A 16,493-nucleotide genomic window follows, 5' to 3' on the forward strand; every position below is an offset into this window, starting at 1 on the left:
GAGCGCGTCGGGCGAGCTGAGGAGCACGGATGCCCGAGCAGGACCCGGTGCAGGCGAGACCCCTCGAGGTCCCGGCGCACGCAACGGTGAGCGGACCGGCCACCGGCACCGGCACCGGCGCCGGCGCCCTGGTGGCGCTGGTGGCCGGACAGCTGGCCGCGCTGCCGGCGCCGACCCGCCGGGCGCTGCTGCTGGCCGCCGCGGGAGCCTCCTCGCCCGCGCCGGAGCTGCTGGCCGCCGCCCGGCGGCTGGGCCTGTCCACGGACGACCTGCGACCGGCCGCGGCCGGCGGGCTGGTGCGGGTCGAGCACGGCCGGGTGCGCTTCCGGCACGCCCTGGTGGTCACCGCCCTCGAGCGCGAGGCCGCCGCCGCGGAGTTGGTGGCGGTGCACACCGCGCTGGCGGACGCCTGCACCGACGCGGCGCGCGCCGCCTGGCACCGCGCCGCGGCCCTGGCCGGTCGCGGCGACGGGCCCGACGACGCCGTGGCCGACGCGCTGGAGGCGGTCGCGCTGCGCGAGGCGCGGCGCGGTGCCCGGGCCGAGGCGGTCACGGCGCTGCGCCGGGCCGCGGCGCTGTCCGGGCACGACGGCTCCCGGGCGCGCCGGCTGGCGCGGGCCGCGGAGCACGCCCGCGAGGGCGGGCTGACCGGGCAGGCGGTGCAGGCGCTGCGCGAGGGGTTCCGGGTGGCCGTGGACCCGGCCGTGGTGCGCGAGCTGACGATCACCGAGTGGGTGCTGGCGTACTCCACGGGCGTCACGGCCGGGCACTCGGTCGACGACATGGTGGACGCGGGCCTGGCGGTGGGCGCCGGGGACGACCCGGACGCGGACGACCGGCACGCGGACGGGCTGCGGGTGCTGCTGGCGGCGGCGACGCGGGTGTGGGCGTTCCCGGTGCGGGCGGGCGCGGCCGAGCGGGTGCGCGCGGCGCTGGACGCGGGCGCGGCGGGCGAGGGGCCGCTGGAGCGGGTGCTGCGCTCGGTCGGCCGGGTGCTGCTGGAGCCGGCCGCCGTACCCGCCCGCGAGCGCGCCGCCCTGGCGGACGTCGTGCCCGCGCTGGCCGCCGTGCACCCGGTGGTGCTGCCGGCGGCCGCCTTCGCCGCCGAGGCGGCGCAGGACCTGCGCACGGCCGCTGCCGCCTGGGACACCGGGGTGCGCGCCTTCCACGAGGGCGGGTCGGTGGGCGAGGAGTGCCTGGCGCTGGCAGGCCGGGCCGGCTCGCTCATCGGCGCGGGCCGGCCGGCCGACGGCCTCGCGGACGCGCAGGTGGGCATCCGGACCGCCACCGCCCTGGAGCTGCCGCTGCTGGCCGGGCTGGCCGCAGCCGGCGCTGCCCGCGCGCACGCCTGGCTGGGCTCGCGGGACGAGGGCGAGGAGGTGGTGCGGTGGGCCCGCGAGCTCGTGCGGGACGAGCCGCCGTGCCGGCTGGGCCGGGCGCGCGGCGCGTGGGCGGTGGGGCTGCTGGCGCTGGCCGACGACCGCCCCGCCGAGGCGCTGGCGCCGCTGCACCGGGTCGCGGTGCACGCCACGACGGCGCACTGGGCGCTCGCGGACCTCGTCGAGGCCGCCGTCGCCGCCGGCGACACCACCGGGGTGGCGGCGCGGGTGGCGCCCACCGCCCGCGCCGCCGAGGTCCTCGGCTCCGACCACCTGCGCTGCCTGGTGCACCGGGCGCGGGCGCTGCTGGTGACGGACCCCGTCAGCGCCGAGCGCCACCACCGGGCGGCGGTGGCGGCGGGCCGCGCGAGCGGGGCCCCGCTGGAGCTGGGCCGCGCGCTGCTCGCGCACGCCCGGTGGCTGGCCGGGCGCGGGCGGGGCGGCGAGGCGGCGCAGCGGGCCGGCGCGGCCGCCGAGCTGTTCCGGGCGGCGGGCGCGCTGCCGTGGGCCGAGCGCGCGCAGGCGCTGGCCTAGCGCCCCGGGCCGTGCCGCAGCGCGGCCAGCGCGGGCAGCACGGTCGCCACCAGCAGCAGCACCAGCGCCGCCGCGGCGGTGGCCGCCGCGGCGGGCAGCCCCGTCGCGGGCGCGGTGCCCGGTGCCGCGGCCGCCACCGTCCAGGTCGCCACCGCCGCGGTCACCAGCACGCCGAGCAGGCCGAGCAGGGTGGCGGTGACGACGTGGACCAGCGCCTCCCAGACCGCGGCGAGCAGCACGGTGGCGCGGGGAGCGCCGGCGGCCAGCAGCAGGGCGACCTCCCCCTCGCGCAGGCGCCCGGCCGTGAAGACCGTCGCGGCGGCGCCGACGGCGGCCAGCAGCAGCGGCCCGCCCAGCAGCAGGACCGCCGCCCGGGCCGAGAGCGCGGGAGCGGCCACGCCCAGGGCCGACAGGGCGGCCCGCACGGTGCCGCCGGCCGCGTACAGGCCGCCGGTGAGGGCGACCGCGAGCACGAGGGGGGCGGTGACGGCGCCGCTGCGCCCGGAGCCGTGCAGGACCGCGGCGCGGGCCAGGTGCCAGGAGACCGACAGGCGTGCGGGCACCAGCGCCGTCCACGCGCGCAGCACCGGGACGACGACGAGCGGGCCGAGGGCGAGCAGGACGCCCGCGCTCAGCGGCGCCAGCAGCAGCAGCCCCGTCTGCGCGGCCGCCAGCTCCTCGGCGCTGCGGCGCCCGCCCAGGCTCGCGGTGACGGAGGCGGCCGCCAGCGCCAGCACGAGCGCGAGCACCCAGCGCAGCGGCCCGGGGCGCGGCTGCGGCGGGTCGGGCGTGCGCGCCAGCTCCACGGGGTCGGCGCGGGCGGCGAGGGCAGCGCTGCGCCGGCCGCCGAGCAGGACGACGAGCAGGACGGCGGCCACCACCCAGCCGCTGCCGCCGGCCTGCAGCCGCACACCCTCCAGCCCGCTGGTGCCGGCCAGCAGCCAGCGGCCGGCGGCGGGCACCAGCGGGCGGGACAGCAGCACCCCGAGCACGGCGCCGGCCGCGCCCACGAGCAGCAGCTGGGCGAGGACGATCGCGCGCACCGCGCCCGGGCCCAGCCCGACGAGCTGCCACAGGGCGTGCGAGCGCCGCTGCAGCCCGACCACCAGGCCCGCCACGGAGCCCAGCACGGCCACCGCCGCCACGAGCGTGAAGGCCAGGACGGTACCGCTGAGCGCGTACAGGGCCAGCGCCGGCGTGCCGCCGACGCGGCCGGCGGTGACGAGCAGGGCCGCCACCGGTGTCCCGACGGCGGCGGCGGTGGCGGCCACGGCCCCGGCACCGGCCCAGGTGCGGGGGTCGGCGACGACGTCGGCGACGACGAGGCGGGTGAGCGGGCCCAGCCGTCCGCGCCCGCTCACCCGCGCACCGCGGCGGTGGCCACGGCCTCCAGCAGGTCCGCGGCGCTGGCCCCGCGCAGCTCGGCGTGCAACAGCCCGTCGCGCAGCACGAGGACCCGGTCGGCCAGCGCCGCGGCCTGCAGGTCGTGGGTGACCAGGACGACCGAGCGCGCACCGGAGGCGGCCGCGCGCAGCAGCGCCAGCACCTGCGCGCCGGAGGTGGTGTCCAGGGCGCCGGTGGGCTCGTCGGCGAAGACGAGGTCGCGCTCGACGGCCAGCGCGCGGGCGACGGCCACCCGCTGCTGCTGCCCGCCGGACAGGGCCGCCGGCTTGGCGCGGGCCCGGCCGGACAACCCCACGTGGGCCAGCGCCCGCTCGACGTCCTCCTCGCGCACGGCGCGGCGGGCCAGCCGGGCGGGCAGCGCGACGTTGTCCCAGGCGGTGAGGGAGGAGATGAGGTTGTAGGCCTGGAAGACGAAGCCGACCCGCTCGCGGCGCACCCTCGCCAGGGCACCGCGGGAGAGAGCGGTGAGGTCGGTGCCGGCGATGCGCACCGAACCCGACGTCGGGCGTTCCAGACCGGACAGGCAGTGCAGCAGCGTCGACTTGCCGGACCCGCTGGGGCCGACGACCGCCACCAGCTCCCCGGCGGCGACCTCCAGGGAGATGCCGCGCAGCACCGGTGCGGGCCGCCCGTCGGCGCCCCGGTAGGTCTTCACGAGGTCGCGGGCGCTCAGCAGCGGCGAGGTCGTGGCGGGAGCGCCGGGACGCGGCCCGCTCACCGGTGGGGTGCGGGGTGGGGGTGGTGTCCCCGGGGTGCTCATGGTCGTGGACGCTACGGGCGCGCCCGCGGGCCCGGCATCGGTAGAACCACTGGGCCCGGGCAGCGGGCCGGTCCGCACCGCGGCGCGCTGGTCGTCCTGCCGATGACGGTCCTCCTGCCCCGTCGCGACGATGGCGGGGGCGGGAGCGCCGGGCGGGCCGAAGCCGCTGTGCTGCACCGCTCCGTCGGGTAGGCGCCGGCACCGGTGCGCGCCGCCCTGTGGATCTCCGCCGAGACGTGCCGGGAGGCGCCCGGGACGCGCAACCCCTCGCTGCACAACCTGCTGCGGGCGGGTTTCGTCCCGCTGTACGAGCGGCCCAACCGGGTGTGGCTCCCTCGCTGATCTCCTCCGCCGGTCCAGGAGGGGCCGCGCAGCACCCGGCGGGTCGGGGAGTGGTCATCGTGCTGATGCCCGCGTCCGGCGGCGGCTCCTAGGTTCGCGGTGGCGACGCCCCCCTCTGCCGGTGGGGACCGCCCACCCCCTGCCGGAAGGAGACCGCCGTGCCCGCACGCTCCGCCACCGCCCGCCTGCTGCTGGCCGCCTCGATCACCGTGACCGTGCTGGCTTCCTCCAGCGCGCCGACCCCGCTGTACGCCACGTACGAGCGGCAGTGGGGCTTCTCGCCGCTGACGACGACCGTCGTGTTCGGCGTGTACGCCCTGGCCGTGCTGACCTCGCTGCTGGTGCTGGGCCGGTTGTCCGACCACGTCGGACGCCGCCCGGTGCTGCTGGCGGCCCTGGGCGTGCAGGTCGTCGCGATGATCGTGCTGGCCACCGCCCCCGGCGTCGCGGAGCTGCTCGCGGCCCGGGTGCTGCAGGGCCTCTCGACGGGCGCGGCGGTGGGGGCGGCCGGGGCGCTGGCACTGGACCTGGACCGGCGCCGGGGGGCGGTGGCGAACTCGGTGGCGCCACCGGTCGGCACCGCCACCGGCGCGGTGCTGTCGGCGCTGGTCGTGGAGTTCCTGCCCTGGCCCACGCACCTGGTGTACGTGGTGCTGCTGGTGGTGTACGTGCTGCAGGCCGCAGCGGTCGCGCTGGCACCGGAGACGGCCCGCCCCGGTGAGGGCGCTCGGGCGGCGGCGCTGGCCTCGCTGGCGCCGAGGATCGCGCTGCCGCCCCGTTCCCGGGCACCGTTCGCGGTGGCGGCGCCGGTGGTGTTCGCGGTGTGGGCGCTGGCGGGGTTCTACGGTTCGCTGGCCCCGGCGCTCGTGCGGACCGTGCTCGGCTGGGACTCCCCGATCGCGGGGTCCTCCGCGCTGTTCGTGCAGACGGCCGTGGCCGCGGTCGTCGTGGTGCTGCTGCGCCCGGTGGCGGCGCGCACCAGCGTCGTCGTCGCGGTGCTCGCCCTCGCGGCGGGGATGGGCCTGACCCTGCTCGCACTGCCGCTGGCGTCGGCGGCGGTCCTCTTCACCGGCACCGCCGTCGCGGGCGCGGGCTTCGGCGCGGGGTTCCAGGGCGGGATCCGCCTGGTGCTGCCGCAGGCCGAACCCCACGAGCGCGCCGGGGTGCTGTCCGCGGTGTACGTGGCCGCCTACCTCGGGCTGGGGTTGCCGGCGGTGCTCGCCGGGGTCCTCACCGTCCACGGAGGCGGGTTGCTGACCACGACCCGCGAGTACGCCGTCGCCGTCGTCGTCCTCGCGGCGCTGGCCGCGCTGTCCCTGGCGCGCCGGCCGGCGCGCCCCTGAGATCCCGACGAACAGGAGTTCCCGTGACCACGACCGACGAACCGACCCGCCAACCGACCCGCCAACCGGCCGCCGCGCCGGCCGCCACCGCCGGCACCTTCCGCATCGGCGGCGACATGGCGGTGCACCGCCTCGGCTACGGCACGATGCAGCTGCCCGGCCCGGGCGTGTGGGGCCCCTCCCGCGACCGCGAGGGCGCCCTGCGGGTGCTGCGCCGCGCCGCCGACCTCGGCGTCACGCTCTTCGACACCGCCGACTCCTACGGGCCCGGTGTCGCCGAGGAGCTCCTGCGCGACGCGCTGCACCCCTACGACGGCCTCGTCGTGGCCACGAAGGTGGGCTTCACCCGACCCGGCCCGGGACGCTGGTCGACCGATGGCCGGCCGGCTCACCTGCGCGCCGCCGTCGAGGCCAGCCTGCGGCGCCTGGGGGTGGAGCGCATCGACCTGCTGCAGCTGCACCGCATCGACCCCCGCGTGGCGCTGGCGGACCAGGTCGGCACGCTGGCGGACCTGCGGCAGGAGGGGAAGGTCCGCCACCTGGGGTTGAGCGAGGTCGGCGTCGCCGAGCTGGACGCCGCCGCCGCGATCGCGCCGATCGCCACGGTGCAGAACCTGTACAACCTCGCCGAGCGCTCCGCCGAGCAGCTGCTGCGGGTGGCCGAGCGGCGCGGGATCGGCTTCATCCCCTGGTTCCCGCTGGCCACCGGGCAGCTCAGCGACCCGGGCGGCCCGCTGGCCCGGCTCGCGAGCGCGCTGGGGCTCGCGCCCTCGCAGGTGGCGCTGGCCTGGTTGCTGCACCGCTCCCCCGTCGTGCTGCCGATCCCCGGCACCTCCTCGGTGGCGCACCTGAAGGAGAACCTCGCCGCAGCGGCCGTCGACCTCGATCCCGCCGTCCTGGCGCGGCTCGACCGCCTCGCGTGACCCGGCGCTCGATCCAGCTCCCCACCCGACGCTCGCCCCGACACCCATCCCGGCACTCGCCCCGGCACTTCAGGAGAACCCCGTGACCACCGCCAGCACCACCCCCGGCGCCACCGCTGACCTCGCTGCCGGTGCTGCACCCCGGACCGCGCGTTCCGCGCAGTCCGCCGCCCCCGGCGCCCCGCTGGTCCTGCTCGAGCGGCAGGTGCCGGCACCGGGACGGGGTCAGGTGCGCCTGAGCATCGAGGCCAGCGGGGTGTGCCACACCGACTCCAAGGTCCTCACCGGAGCCTTCGGCACCGGCCCCTTCCCGCTGGTGCCCGGCCACGAGATCGCCGGCCGCATCGAGGCCGTCGGCGAGGACGTGCGCCCCTGGCAGGTCGGTGACCGCGTGGCGGTCGGCTGGTACGGCGGGCACTGCGGTTGGTGCGACCCGTGCCGGCGGGGTGCGTTCCTGCACTGCGAGAACACCCAGATCCCCGGTGTCGCCTACCCCGGCGGCTACGCCGAGGCGATCCTGGTGCCCGCCAACGCCCTGGCCCGCATCCCCGACGGGCTCACCGCCGTGGAGGCCGCGCCCCTGGCCTGCGCCGGGGTGACGACGTTCAACGCGCTGCGCCGCAGCGGTCTGCGGGCCGGTGACACCGTCGCCGTCATCGGCCTGGGCGGGCTGGGCCACCTCGGCGTGCAGTTCGCCGCCGCGATGGGCCTGCGGGTGGTGGTCGTCGCCCGCGGCGAGGCCAAGCGGCAGCTGGCGCTGGACCTGGGTGCCCACGAGTACGTCGACTCCACCGCCGAGGACGTGCCCGCCGCGCTGCGCCGGCTGGGTGCACCGCGGGCGGCGCTGGCCACCGCGGCCAGTTCCGCCGCGATGGTCGCCGCCCTGGACGGCCTGGGCGATCGGGGGGAACTGCTCGTCATCGGTGTCGAGCCGGAACCGATGCCGGTCAGCCCGCTGCAGCTGATCACCCCGGCGAAGAGCGTGTCCGGGCACCCGTCCGGCACCGCGACCGACGTCGAGGACACCCTGGCCTTCGCCGCGCTCACCGGGGTGCGGGCGATGGTCGAGCAGGTCCCGCTGGAGCAGGCGCCCGCGGCCTACGAGCGGATGATGTCCAACCAGGCGCGCTTCCGCATCGTCCTCGTCCCCTGACACCGCCCCCCAGCACCGCCCCGGGCGCCTTCCCCGGCACGTCCCGTCACCGCGTCCCGCAGCCCGCTCGGGCCGCGCTCGGGGCCACCGAGCCGGCACCGCGCGGCCTGCCGGGACACCGGGCACCCGCCTCTCCCCCGCCACTCCTCGAGCCCTGGAGCGACCATGACCAGCACGACCGTCCTGCCTGACCCCTACGCGGCCATCGCGCGGGTCCCCTCCTTCCACCTGACCAGCACCGACGTCGCCGACGGCGCACCCCTGGCGCTGCCGCAGCTGTCGGGCATCTTCGGCGCCGGCGGCACCGACACCAGCCCGCAGCTGTCGTGGAGCGGGTTCCCGGCCGGCACCCGCAGCTTCGCCGTCACCGTCTACGACCCGTCGGCCCCCACCGGCAGCGGGTTCTGGCACTGGGCCCTGGCGGACCTGCCCGTCACGACCACCTCGCTGCCCACCGGGGCCGGTGACGGCACCGGTGCCCGGCTGCCCGCCGGGGCGCTGCAGCTGAAGAACGACGCCCGCCTGGCGCGCTACCTGGGAGCGGCCCCGCCGCCCGGGCACGGCCCGCACCGCTACTTCACCGCCGTGCACGCCCTGGACGTCGAGCACGTCGGCGTCGACCCCGAGGCGACGCCGGCGCTGCTCATGTTCACCCTGTCCGGGCACACCCTGGCCCGCGCGGTCATCGCGCCCTGGTACGAGGCGCCGGCTGTGCCGTGATCGGAGGTGCGAGCGGAAGTGCGACCGGAGGTGCGGGCGGAGGCATGAGCGGAGTCGATGGGTCTGCCAGGGAAGCTCCATCGCAGAGCGGGACGCGGGCGGCGCAGCGGGACGTTGAGCCGGTCGTGACCAGCGAACAACTCCCCGAGCAGTTCCCCGGACAGCTCTCCGGGACCTCCGTCCTCGTCCTGGGCACCGGCGGCATCGCCGTCGCCACCGCCCGCCGCAGCGCCCGCGCCGGCGCCCGCGTCGTGGTGGCGGGGCGCTCCCCGGACAAGGTCGCGGCGGCCGCGCAGGCGGCCGGCGCCACCGGCGAGCAGGTCGACCTGGCCGACGAGGCCTCCATCACCGCGCTGGCCGGGCGCCTGGGCGTCGTGGACCACGTCGTGAACCTCGCCGCGGCACCGGCCAACGTCGCGCTGGACCGCCTCGACCACGCCTCGCTCGTGCGCGCCTTCGACGCCAAGGTGTTCGGGCCGGCCCTGCTGGCCGGGCGGCTGCGCATCACCACCTCGCTCACGCTGTTCTCCGGTTTCATCGCCTGGCGCCCGGCCGCGGAACGGGTGGCGATGGCCACCGCCAACGGCGCTGTCGCCTTCCTCGCCCAGGCGCTGGCGGTGGAACTGGCCCCCGTGCGGGTCAACGCCATCTCCCCGGGCGTGGTGGACTCCGGCTCCTGGGACGGCCTCGGCGAGCGCAAGGAGGCCTTCCTGCGCAGCGCCGCCGCTGCGAACCCCGCACGGCGCACCGGGACCCCCGAGGACCTGGCCGCAGCGGTGCTGTTCGCCATGACCAACCCGTTCCTGACCGCCGCGACGCTGCACGTCGACGGCGGCGCCCGCTTCGCCTGACCCGCCCGGCAGCACCCCGGCAGCGCCCGGCACCACCCAGCACCATCCCGGCAGTATCCCGACCGGTCCCGCACCGCGGGACCCCGCACCCCGAAGAGGACGACCATGAGCACCCCGACCACCGTGAACGCCGTCGCCGCCTTCGACGGCCTGCCGATCTCCGACCCCGCCTCGCTGCAGGACGTGCGCATCGAGGTCCCCGAACTGCGCCCGCACGACGTCCTCGTGCGCGTGCAGGCCGTCTCGGTGAACCCCGTCGACGTCAAGGTCCGCGCGGGCCTGCGCAGGCAGCAGGCCCCCAAGGTCCTCGGCTACGACGCCGCCGGCACCGTGGAAGCCGTCGGCGCCGCCGTGACGACGCTGTCCGTGGGCGACGACGTCTGGTACGCCGGGGACATCACCCGTTCCGGCTCCAACACCGAGCTGCAGGCGGTCGACGAGCGCATCGTCTCGCGCAAGCCGGCCACCCTGGGTTTCGCCGAGGCCGCCGCGCTGCCGCTGACCTCCCTCACCGCCTGGGAGGCGCTGTTCGACCGGCTGCGCCTGGGCGCCTCCTCCACCGGCACCCTGGCCGTCCTGGGCGGCGCGGGGGGCGTGGGCTCGGTCATGGTGCAGCTCGCCAAGCAGCTCACCGGGCTGCGCGTCCTGGCCAGCGCCGGCAAGGCGGCCTCGCGCACCTGGGTCGAGCAGCTGGGCGCCGACGCCGTCATCGACCACCACGACCTGGTGACCTCCGTGAAGGCCGTGGCCCCCGAGGGCGTGGAGTTCCTCTTCTCGCCGAACTCGACGGGCAACGTCGAGGCGTTCGCGCAGGTCGTCAAGCCCTTCGGGCAGATCGTCGCCATCGACGACCCGGTGGGGCTGGACCTGCTGCCGCTGAAGAGCAGGTCCATCGCCTGGCACTGGGAGCTGATGTTCACCCGCTCGCTGTTCACCACCCCCGACATCGCCGAGCAGCAGCGCCTGCTGGGCGAGGTGGCGGCCCTGGTCGACGCCGGCCGGGTGCGCACGACGCTGACCACGGCCATTGGCGACTTCAGCGCCGCGGGCCTGCGCAAGGCGCACCGGCTCGTGGAGACCGGCCGCACCGTCGGCAAGGTCGTCGTGCACCGCTGACAGCCACCGGCTGCCGCCGCCGGTGGGTGCCTCGTCGCGAGGTCGGCCGACCCACCGGCGGCGCAGGGCGCGCGAGCCGACACCGGGTCCGCACGCGCACCACCAGCCTTCCCGGAGGTCGGACGCCGGAGGCCGGACGCTTGAGGCCGGAGCCGATGCAGTCATCGTGGCGATGACGCGGTCGTGGACGCACCGTGATGATGACGGCGGCGACGCCGTCCCCACCTGCGACGCAGCGACCCACCAGGGAGCGACTCGTACGATTCACCCCCCCACGACACCGCCGCGGTCATCACCGACCCGCAGAACGACGTCCTGCGCCCGGGCAACCCCGCCTGGGCCCTGCTGGGCGACGCGCTGCACGAGCACGGGACGGTGGCGAACCTGCAGCTGCTCCTCGAAGGAGCCTCGGCCGCCGCCCAGGTCAACTACCGCTTCCTGACCGACACCGTCCTGAGCACCGAACAGGTGCTGCAGGATTCGCGGGCCGGCGTGAGCGCCGTCTCCTGAGCACGTCGGCGTGCGGGTGCGCCCACCGATCGGCATCGCCTCGTCGAGGGGCCCGAGCCGCGACCTCCGGGAGGCGGGTCGGGCCCCTCTTCCGAGAGGTGTCCGGTGTCGGCGGCCGGGAGCGCGGCGCCTGCTCAGCGCAGGAAGCTCAGCACCTGGTCGCCGAACTCGGCCGCGTGCTGGAAGAGGAAGGCGTGGCCGGCGTCGCTGTACAGCAGCGCCCGGGCGTTCGGCAGCCTCGTCGACATCGCGTAGGTCGCGTAGGCGTTGATCATCACGTCGTGCGAGCCGTTGGCCACCAGCACGGGCAGTTGCAGTTCCGGCAGCCGGGACCAGAAGCCTTCGGTGAAGGCGAGGATGGCGTTCAGCTGTCCTTGCACCCCCTCAGCCGAGACGACCGCCCCCGACGCGGTCAGCCGGTGCTCCAGGCGGCGCAGCGATGCCAGCCCGGCAGCCCGGCCCTCCGGCGTCTGGGGGAAGAAGAGGTAGAGGAAGTCCTCGTCGTCGTTGGCGCCGCGGCCAGCGACCTGCCAGACCTTCGCCTCGGGAGCGGGTTGACCCGGCACTCCCTGGGAGGTACTGCCGGCGACGATGAGGTGGTGGAAGCGCTGCGGCTGGGCAAGGACCGCGGCCTGAGCGACCATCCCGCCCAGCGACCAGCCGAGGACGTCGACGGCGGCCAGGCCCAGCGCGTCCAGCAGGTCCAGCAGCCCTCGGCCCATCTCCTCGATCGAGCGCGCGGGCGGGCCGGAGGTGAGGCTCAGCCCGCGGTTGTCGAAGACGATGACGTCGCGCTCGTCGCTGAGGACCTGCAAGAACGCGGGGTCCCAGTGGTCCATGGTGCCGCGGAAGCGCAAGCACAGCACGAGGGGCGTGCCGCCTCGGGGACCGAAGCGGCGGTAGGCGTAGCGGTAGCCGCCGTGCTCGGTGAACTCGGTCGGCGCCTCGTCGGATCGGTAGGGACCCGGCGCTTGCTCGATGGAGGTTGCCGATCCTGCGAGGCTCATGACGCTTCTCCCGTGAGATCGCTGCCGGGCGCCCGGCAGGTGCGGGGCGCCCGGCGTGGATGAGGTGGGCACGGCGGTGCGTGGCCGGCCGCGTCGAGGACGCTACGGTTCTGCTGGGCCCGGGACATCAGCACGATGACCAGTCTCGAGCGCGTTCCTCGCCACCGCGGGCGCTGGTGGCGTCGAGCCAGGTGCCTGGTGCGCCGATGCGCTGGAACACCGGGTCACCCGGGTGCACGGTGACCAGGACGATGTCCTGGCTCAGCGCCTGCTCGAAGGTGCGGGCGCGGGCACGGGCGCGCTGAGCCGCTGGGCGGTCGATGCCGGTGGTGAAGTGGATGCCGGCGTCGCACAGTCGCCCCTGGTGCTCCAGCAGGTCGCCCCGGTAGATCAGCCGCTGCCCCTGCGCGCTCGACGTGATGAGGTGGCTGGCGGGGGTGTGGCCCGCGACCGGCACGGCGCCGATGCCGGGCAGCACCTCCACACCTGCACCGGCGTCGGCGACCCCCGCTGCGCCGTCTACACCGTGTGCGCCGTCTACACCGTGTGCGCCAGGTGCGCCGTCAGCGGCATCACCGCCGGGGCGAGCGGACGGGCCAGCGCAGGGCCCAGCGCAGAGGTGCGGGATTCCCGCGGCGTGGGCGGCTTGCACGATCTGGCGGGTGGGGTCGTCGGCTGCACCGCCGGCCGGTGGGTGGTCGCAGCGGCGCGGACGTCGAGGACGCTCGGCGAGCGAGGACCTGCGGCGTCAGTGGCCGAGCACGGAGAGGTCCAGCTCCGCTGCGTCCTGGCGGGCCACCGACAAGGACAGCTCCCGCCAGCGCTCGTCCTCCTGCGCGCGGCGGCGGGCGACGGTGGCGGCGATCTCGACGGCGTCGGCGCCCACGAGCAGGCGCAGCGGCGGCTGCTCCATCGCGGCGACCCGCAGGATCAGCTGGGCGACGCGGGCGGGGTCGCTGGCCGAGCCGCCGGAGGCGAGCGTGTCGTTGAGCCTGCGCATCTGCGCCATGAGGGGTTCGTAGACCTGCTGCGTCGGGTGCTCGCTCATGGAAGAACCGGCCCAGTCGGTCTGCATCCCGCCCGGCTCGAGGACCGTGACCTTGATCCCGAGGTCCGCAGTCTCCAGGGCGAGGACCTCGGAGAACCCGCCGACGGCCCACTTGGCCGCCTGGTAGGCGCTCAGACCGGGGGCAGCACCGCGCCCGCCGATGGAGGAGACCTGGACCACGTGCCCGCCGCCCTGAGCGCGCAGCACGGGCAGCGCAGCGCGGGTGAGGGTGACGACCCCGAGCAGGTTCGTCTCCAGCTGGGCCCGGAAGTCCTCCAGCGGGGTGTCCTCGATGCTGCCGAGGTTGGCGTAGCCGGCGTTGTTGACAACCACGTCGAGGCGCCCGAAGGCCTCGACGGCCGTCTCCACGGCGCGCTGGGCGGCGGCCGCGTCGGTGACGTCGAGGGCGGCGGCGAGCACCCGGCCCCCGGGGGCGTCGGGGGAACCCCCGGGACCACCGGGATGGGCGGCGACGAGGTCGTCGAGGGTCTCGGGGCGCCGGGCGGTGGCCAGGACGCGGTGACCGGCCGCGGCAGCGGCTTCGGCGACCGCGCGGCCGAGGCCGCGGGAGGCGCCGGTGACGAGGAAGACCTGGGACACGATGAGCTCCACTCTCTGAACTAACCGTTTGGTTGACAGCCGGAACTGTACGACTCGGTGCGCCCTGCGTCAACCAAACGGTTAGTCGGTATGCTTGTCGGGTGGCGGGAGACGCGGAGGCGACGAGGAGACGGCTGCTGCACGCCGCGATGGAGGAGTTCTCCGCTCGTGGGCTGGCCGGCGCGCGCGTGGACCGCATCGCCGCGGCCGCCGGGTCGAACAAGGCGCAGATCTACCATTACTTCGGCAGCAAGGACGCGCTGTTCGCCGCTGTCTTCGACGGCATCGTCGAGCGGACCACCTCCACGGTGCCGATGGACGTGGAGGACCTGCCCGGTTACGCGGGCCGGCTGTTCGACTCCTACGTCGAGCACCCGGAGGTGCAGCGCATAGCCGCCTGGCACCGACTGGAGCAGTCCGGTGGGGACGACACCGCCCTCGCAGCCTCGCGACTGCGTTCGATCGAGGAGTCCAACCGCGCCAAGGTCGAGGCCATCGCCAGCGCACAAGCCGACGGTCGACTACCCACGCACTGGTCGCCGCAGGAACTGCTCGGCCTGGTCCTGCAGATCGCCGCCGTGTGGCACTCCTCGGTGCCGGAGTTCGACGACCTGGTCACCGGCAGCACCCACGAGCACCGGCGGCAGGTGGTCGTCGACGCCGTGCGCCGCCTGCTCAACCGCTGATCAGCACTGCGCTGCAGCACGCGCACTCGCCCGCGAGCGGTCAAGTCCCCGACACCCCGGACCCCCAGCACGGACGAAGCCGCGCCCGTCAACACGCCCGAACACCCGCCGACACCCGGCGCGAACAACGACTGCCGGTTACGAGCAGTGGCGGGCACCCGCCATGGCACGCACGGCACGCACGGTTCTGACTTCACAGCCGAGGTGCGCCAGTCTCGTGCGGACATGCTGCTCGAGTGCACAGCCAGGATGCACCGCGAGGATGAACTGAGCGGCGCTGGGCGCTCACCGGCCACGACGTGCACCCGGTCACCGGCAGCAGCACCACCGGCAGCAGCACCGCTCGTGCAGCACGGCGCCCGCGGTCGCCACACGCCGCTGAGGCAGCCCACCCGCATCACCACGAGGCACAGAGCCAGCGGCACTGATATCCCCGCCTGGCGGCCGCTGGTGCAAAAGCGCCGCACACCCCGAGCCCGACGACCGCTCACGGCGCGGCGGGGTGCGACTGCGCCGCGCGCAGAGCAGCCAGTCCGAGTCTGCTCTCAGCGCGGACAGTGTTCACCGACACCTCCAAGACCTCAGCGATCCGCTCGTGGGACATGTGCTCCAGGTGGTGCAGCGCGATCACGGCGCGCTGCCGGATCGTCAGCGACCGCAACACCTCTTCGACGGTCGACCCGCCAGCGGAGTCCTGCAGGTCCTCGCCGGTCCCAGCGCTGCGCGAACGCCATGCTCTACGCAGCTTCTTGCGATCGAGCACCCGGCGCCAGGTCGAGGTGGACGCAACAACGAGCATGCGGTCGACGTGGACGACGGGGTCATCAACGCTCTGGATGCGACGCCACCTCAGCAGCGCGAGGGCCAGCACGTCTTCCACGACATCGGGCACCGCCGCAGGGTCCAGCAGCAGGACGCCGGCCAGGCGCTGCAGCGCAGGCCCGTGCACCGCCACGAACTGATCGAAATCGAGACTCACCGCATCCCTGCCCTCAGCCCGCCAGCACGGGCACCGCGCACGTGCTCACCGCTCACGTGCTCACCGCTCCCACGAGGCGCCAGGCACCGACGGTGACGCCACGAGGTGGTCCAAACGCGCCGACGCCACCGATCGGCGCACCGCGCCATGCTCCATAGCTGTGGAGTTCTCAGCACTCTTCGCCTCCCTGGTCCGTGCCGGCATCGTGCCCGGCACCGCTGCAGCGAGGCCTCGGTGCAATGACTGCACTTGAGGGCGAACCGTGGCCGCGCCTCCTCGCCAGCACCATCGCGGACTTCGAGCCCGGCGATGCGGCGGACCACCGTGACAGCTCCAGCCATGACGTGTGCCACTACCGCCGTCATCGCTGCGGTCGCCGCGGCTCATGGCCGGCACGTCCTGGTACACCCAGTGCGGTGTACCGCCGGCTCGGTGCATGACCGCAACTGCAGGCATGCACGCGCGCTCAAGCTGGCTGAACCAGGCACCCAGGCACCCAGGCATCCTGGTCCGGGCTGGCGCCTCCACCTCCTCACGACGGTGGCAGCAACCCGCGGGTCAGGTCCACCACCCGCGCAGGACCCCCGAACGGGGACCGCGTGATCACCGACTCCCCCGGGTGCAGCCGCGCATCCCCGCGGTACCACCCCACCAGGTCCACCTCCGCCGCCGCGTCCCCGCCATCGGCCAGCACCGGCAACCGCGCCAGCTCATCCACCTCCTCGTCGCCCAGCGCCGCCGGCTCCTCCAGCGTCCCCCAGCCGTCCCACAGCAGCAGCTCATCACCGAAGCGGTGCGCCACCTCGTACAGCACCTCATCGCGCACGAAGCCCGCCCCGCACCACGGCGAGCCGGGCACCACCCCGTACCTGGAGGCATCCCTCTCACCGGCGCGCCAGCCCAGCCACGCCTGCGCGGCCGTCTCGAACGGCGCTCCTGCCCCGGTGGGCAGGTCCAGCACATCGAAAGGGGCGCCCGGGGCGGTGCTCAGCTCCAGGTCCGCGCGCCGCCAGCGCCCGCGCGACCAGAACTCCACCACCACGTGGTCGTGCGCGAAGCCGGGGGTGAAGCAGTGCGCGAAACCCACCCGGCTGCGCGCGGGCACCGCGCGCTGGCGCAGCGCACCGACCACCAGCAG

At 75.9% G+C, this 16,493-nt stretch carries 17 protein-coding genes; 10 read left to right on the forward strand and 7 right to left on the reverse strand.

The window, feature by feature from the left end; translation table 11 throughout:
* The first annotated feature begins 29 nt into the window (after window positions 1–29).
* On the forward strand, window positions 30–1,913 hold the full coding sequence (locus ACRYR7_RS05325) for a hypothetical protein (protein ID WP_432571033.1): 1,884 nt from the start codon (window positions 30–32) through the stop codon (window positions 1,911–1,913).
* On the opposite strand, the gene ACRYR7_RS05330 is transcribed toward ACRYR7_RS05325, so the two are convergent.
* Both ACRYR7_RS05330 and ACRYR7_RS05335 read right to left on the reverse strand, forming a co-directional pair.
* A complete protein-coding gene (locus ACRYR7_RS05330; protein ID WP_432571034.1) occupies window positions 1,910–3,274 on the reverse strand; it encodes an FtsX-like permease family protein in 1,365 nt (454 codons plus the stop codon). The genes ACRYR7_RS05325 and ACRYR7_RS05330 overlap by 4 nt on opposite strands.
* Window positions 3,271–4,035 carry an ABC transporter ATP-binding protein gene (locus tag ACRYR7_RS05335; protein ID WP_432571035.1) on the reverse strand — a complete coding sequence of 255 codons (765 nt, stop codon included), beginning with the start codon at window positions 4,033–4,035 and terminating at the stop codon, window positions 3,271–3,273. Before ACRYR7_RS05335 ends, ACRYR7_RS05330 begins: the two co-directional genes overlap by 4 nt.
* A gap of 246 nt (window positions 4,036–4,281) precedes the next feature.
* On the opposite strand from ACRYR7_RS05335, the gene ACRYR7_RS05340 reads away from it, so the two are divergent.
* From ACRYR7_RS05340 to ACRYR7_RS05375, 8 genes are all read left to right on the forward strand, one after another.
* The gene (locus ACRYR7_RS05340; RefSeq protein ID WP_432571036.1) at window positions 4,282–4,419 is read left to right on the forward strand and encodes a hypothetical protein; all 138 of its coding nucleotides are present in this window, start codon (window positions 4,282–4,284) and stop codon (window positions 4,417–4,419) included.
* Between the two features lie 158 nt (window positions 4,420–4,577).
* Window positions 4,578–5,762 carry an MFS transporter gene (locus ACRYR7_RS05345; protein WP_432571037.1) on the forward strand — a complete coding sequence of 395 codons (1,185 nt, stop codon included), beginning with the start codon at window positions 4,578–4,580 and terminating at the stop codon, window positions 5,760–5,762.
* Window positions 5,763–5,878: 116 nt separating this feature from the next.
* The gene (locus tag ACRYR7_RS05350) at window positions 5,879–6,685 is read left to right on the forward strand and encodes an aldo/keto reductase (protein ID WP_432571049.1); all 807 of its coding nucleotides are present in this window, start codon (window positions 5,879–5,881) and stop codon (window positions 6,683–6,685) included.
* Between the two features lie 82 nt (window positions 6,686–6,767).
* The gene (locus ACRYR7_RS05355) at window positions 6,768–7,838 is read left to right on the forward strand and encodes an alcohol dehydrogenase catalytic domain-containing protein (protein ID WP_432571038.1); all 1,071 of its coding nucleotides are present in this window, start codon (window positions 6,768–6,770) and stop codon (window positions 7,836–7,838) included.
* Window positions 7,839–8,003: 165 nt separating this feature from the next.
* On the forward strand, window positions 8,004–8,558 hold the full coding sequence (locus ACRYR7_RS05360; RefSeq protein WP_432571039.1) for a YbhB/YbcL family Raf kinase inhibitor-like protein: 555 nt from the start codon (window positions 8,004–8,006) through the stop codon (window positions 8,556–8,558).
* 125 nt (window positions 8,559–8,683) lie between these two features.
* On the forward strand, window positions 8,684–9,409 hold the full coding sequence (locus ACRYR7_RS05365) for an SDR family oxidoreductase (protein ID WP_432571040.1): 726 nt from the start codon (window positions 8,684–8,686) through the stop codon (window positions 9,407–9,409).
* A 105-nt stretch (window positions 9,410–9,514) separates the two neighbouring features.
* Window positions 9,515–10,525, forward strand: a complete 1,011-nt coding sequence (locus tag ACRYR7_RS05370) for a zinc-binding alcohol dehydrogenase family protein (protein ID WP_432571041.1) — start codon at window positions 9,515–9,517, stop codon at window positions 10,523–10,525.
* 375 nt (window positions 10,526–10,900) lie between these two features.
* Window positions 10,901–11,035 carry a hypothetical protein gene (locus ACRYR7_RS05375; RefSeq protein WP_432571042.1) on the forward strand — a complete coding sequence of 45 codons (135 nt, stop codon included), beginning with the start codon at window positions 10,901–10,903 and terminating at the stop codon, window positions 11,033–11,035.
* Between the two features lie 134 nt (window positions 11,036–11,169).
* Here the strand turns inward: ACRYR7_RS05375 and ACRYR7_RS05380 are convergent, their stop codons facing one another.
* The 3 genes from ACRYR7_RS05380 to ACRYR7_RS05390 form a co-directional block, all read right to left on the reverse strand.
* Window positions 11,170–12,042 carry an alpha/beta fold hydrolase gene (locus ACRYR7_RS05380; RefSeq protein WP_432571043.1) on the reverse strand — a complete coding sequence of 291 codons (873 nt, stop codon included), beginning with the start codon at window positions 12,040–12,042 and terminating at the stop codon, window positions 11,170–11,172.
* 127 nt (window positions 12,043–12,169) lie between these two features.
* Entirely contained in the window at window positions 12,170–12,526 is a 357-nt protein-coding gene (locus ACRYR7_RS05385) for a hypothetical protein (RefSeq protein ID WP_432571044.1), read from the reverse strand.
* Window positions 12,527–12,790: 264 nt separating this feature from the next.
* Window positions 12,791–13,690 carry an SDR family NAD(P)-dependent oxidoreductase gene (locus ACRYR7_RS05390; RefSeq protein WP_432571045.1) on the reverse strand — a complete coding sequence of 300 codons (900 nt, stop codon included), beginning with the start codon at window positions 13,688–13,690 and terminating at the stop codon, window positions 12,791–12,793.
* A gap of 101 nt (window positions 13,691–13,791) precedes the next feature.
* Between ACRYR7_RS05390 and ACRYR7_RS05395 the strand changes: the two genes are divergently transcribed.
* Window positions 13,792–14,376: a TetR family transcriptional regulator gene (locus tag ACRYR7_RS05395; RefSeq protein WP_432571046.1), complete on the forward strand. Its 585-nt coding sequence runs from the start codon at window positions 13,792–13,794 to the stop codon at window positions 14,374–14,376.
* Between the two features lie 487 nt (window positions 14,377–14,863).
* On the opposite strand, the gene ACRYR7_RS05400 is transcribed toward ACRYR7_RS05395, so the two are convergent.
* Both ACRYR7_RS05400 and ACRYR7_RS05405 read right to left on the reverse strand, forming a co-directional pair.
* Window positions 14,864–15,355, reverse strand: a complete 492-nt coding sequence (locus ACRYR7_RS05400) for a sigma factor-like helix-turn-helix DNA-binding protein (RefSeq protein WP_432571047.1) — start codon at window positions 15,353–15,355, stop codon at window positions 14,864–14,866.
* Window positions 15,356–15,887: 532 nt separating this feature from the next.
* On the reverse strand, window positions 15,888–16,493 hold a 606-nt coding region (locus ACRYR7_RS05405), incomplete at its 5' end, for a transglutaminase domain-containing protein (RefSeq protein WP_432571048.1).

The organism is Kineococcus gurbantunggutensis, assembly GCF_050871925.1.
GTDB lineage: Bacteria > Actinomycetota > Actinomycetes > Actinomycetales > Kineococcaceae > Kineococcus.

Excerpts from the sequence above, each read along its gene's own strand:
- ACRYR7_RS05325 (WP_432571033.1), top strand. The coding sequence starts at position 30 with ATGCCCGAGCAGGACCCGGTGCAGGCGAGACCCCTCGAGGTCCCGGCG.
- ACRYR7_RS05380 (WP_432571043.1), bottom strand. The coding sequence starts at position 12,042 with ATGAGCCTCGCAGGATCGGCAACCTCCATCGAGCAAGCGCCGGGTCCC.
- ACRYR7_RS05370 (WP_432571041.1), top strand. The coding sequence starts at position 9,515 with ATGAGCACCCCGACCACCGTGAACGCCGTCGCCGCCTTCGACGGCCTG.
- ACRYR7_RS05350 (WP_432571049.1), top strand. The coding sequence starts at position 5,879 with ATGGCGGTGCACCGCCTCGGCTACGGCACGATGCAGCTGCCCGGCCCG.
- ACRYR7_RS05360 (WP_432571039.1), top strand. The coding sequence starts at position 8,004 with ATGACCAGCACGACCGTCCTGCCTGACCCCTACGCGGCCATCGCGCGG.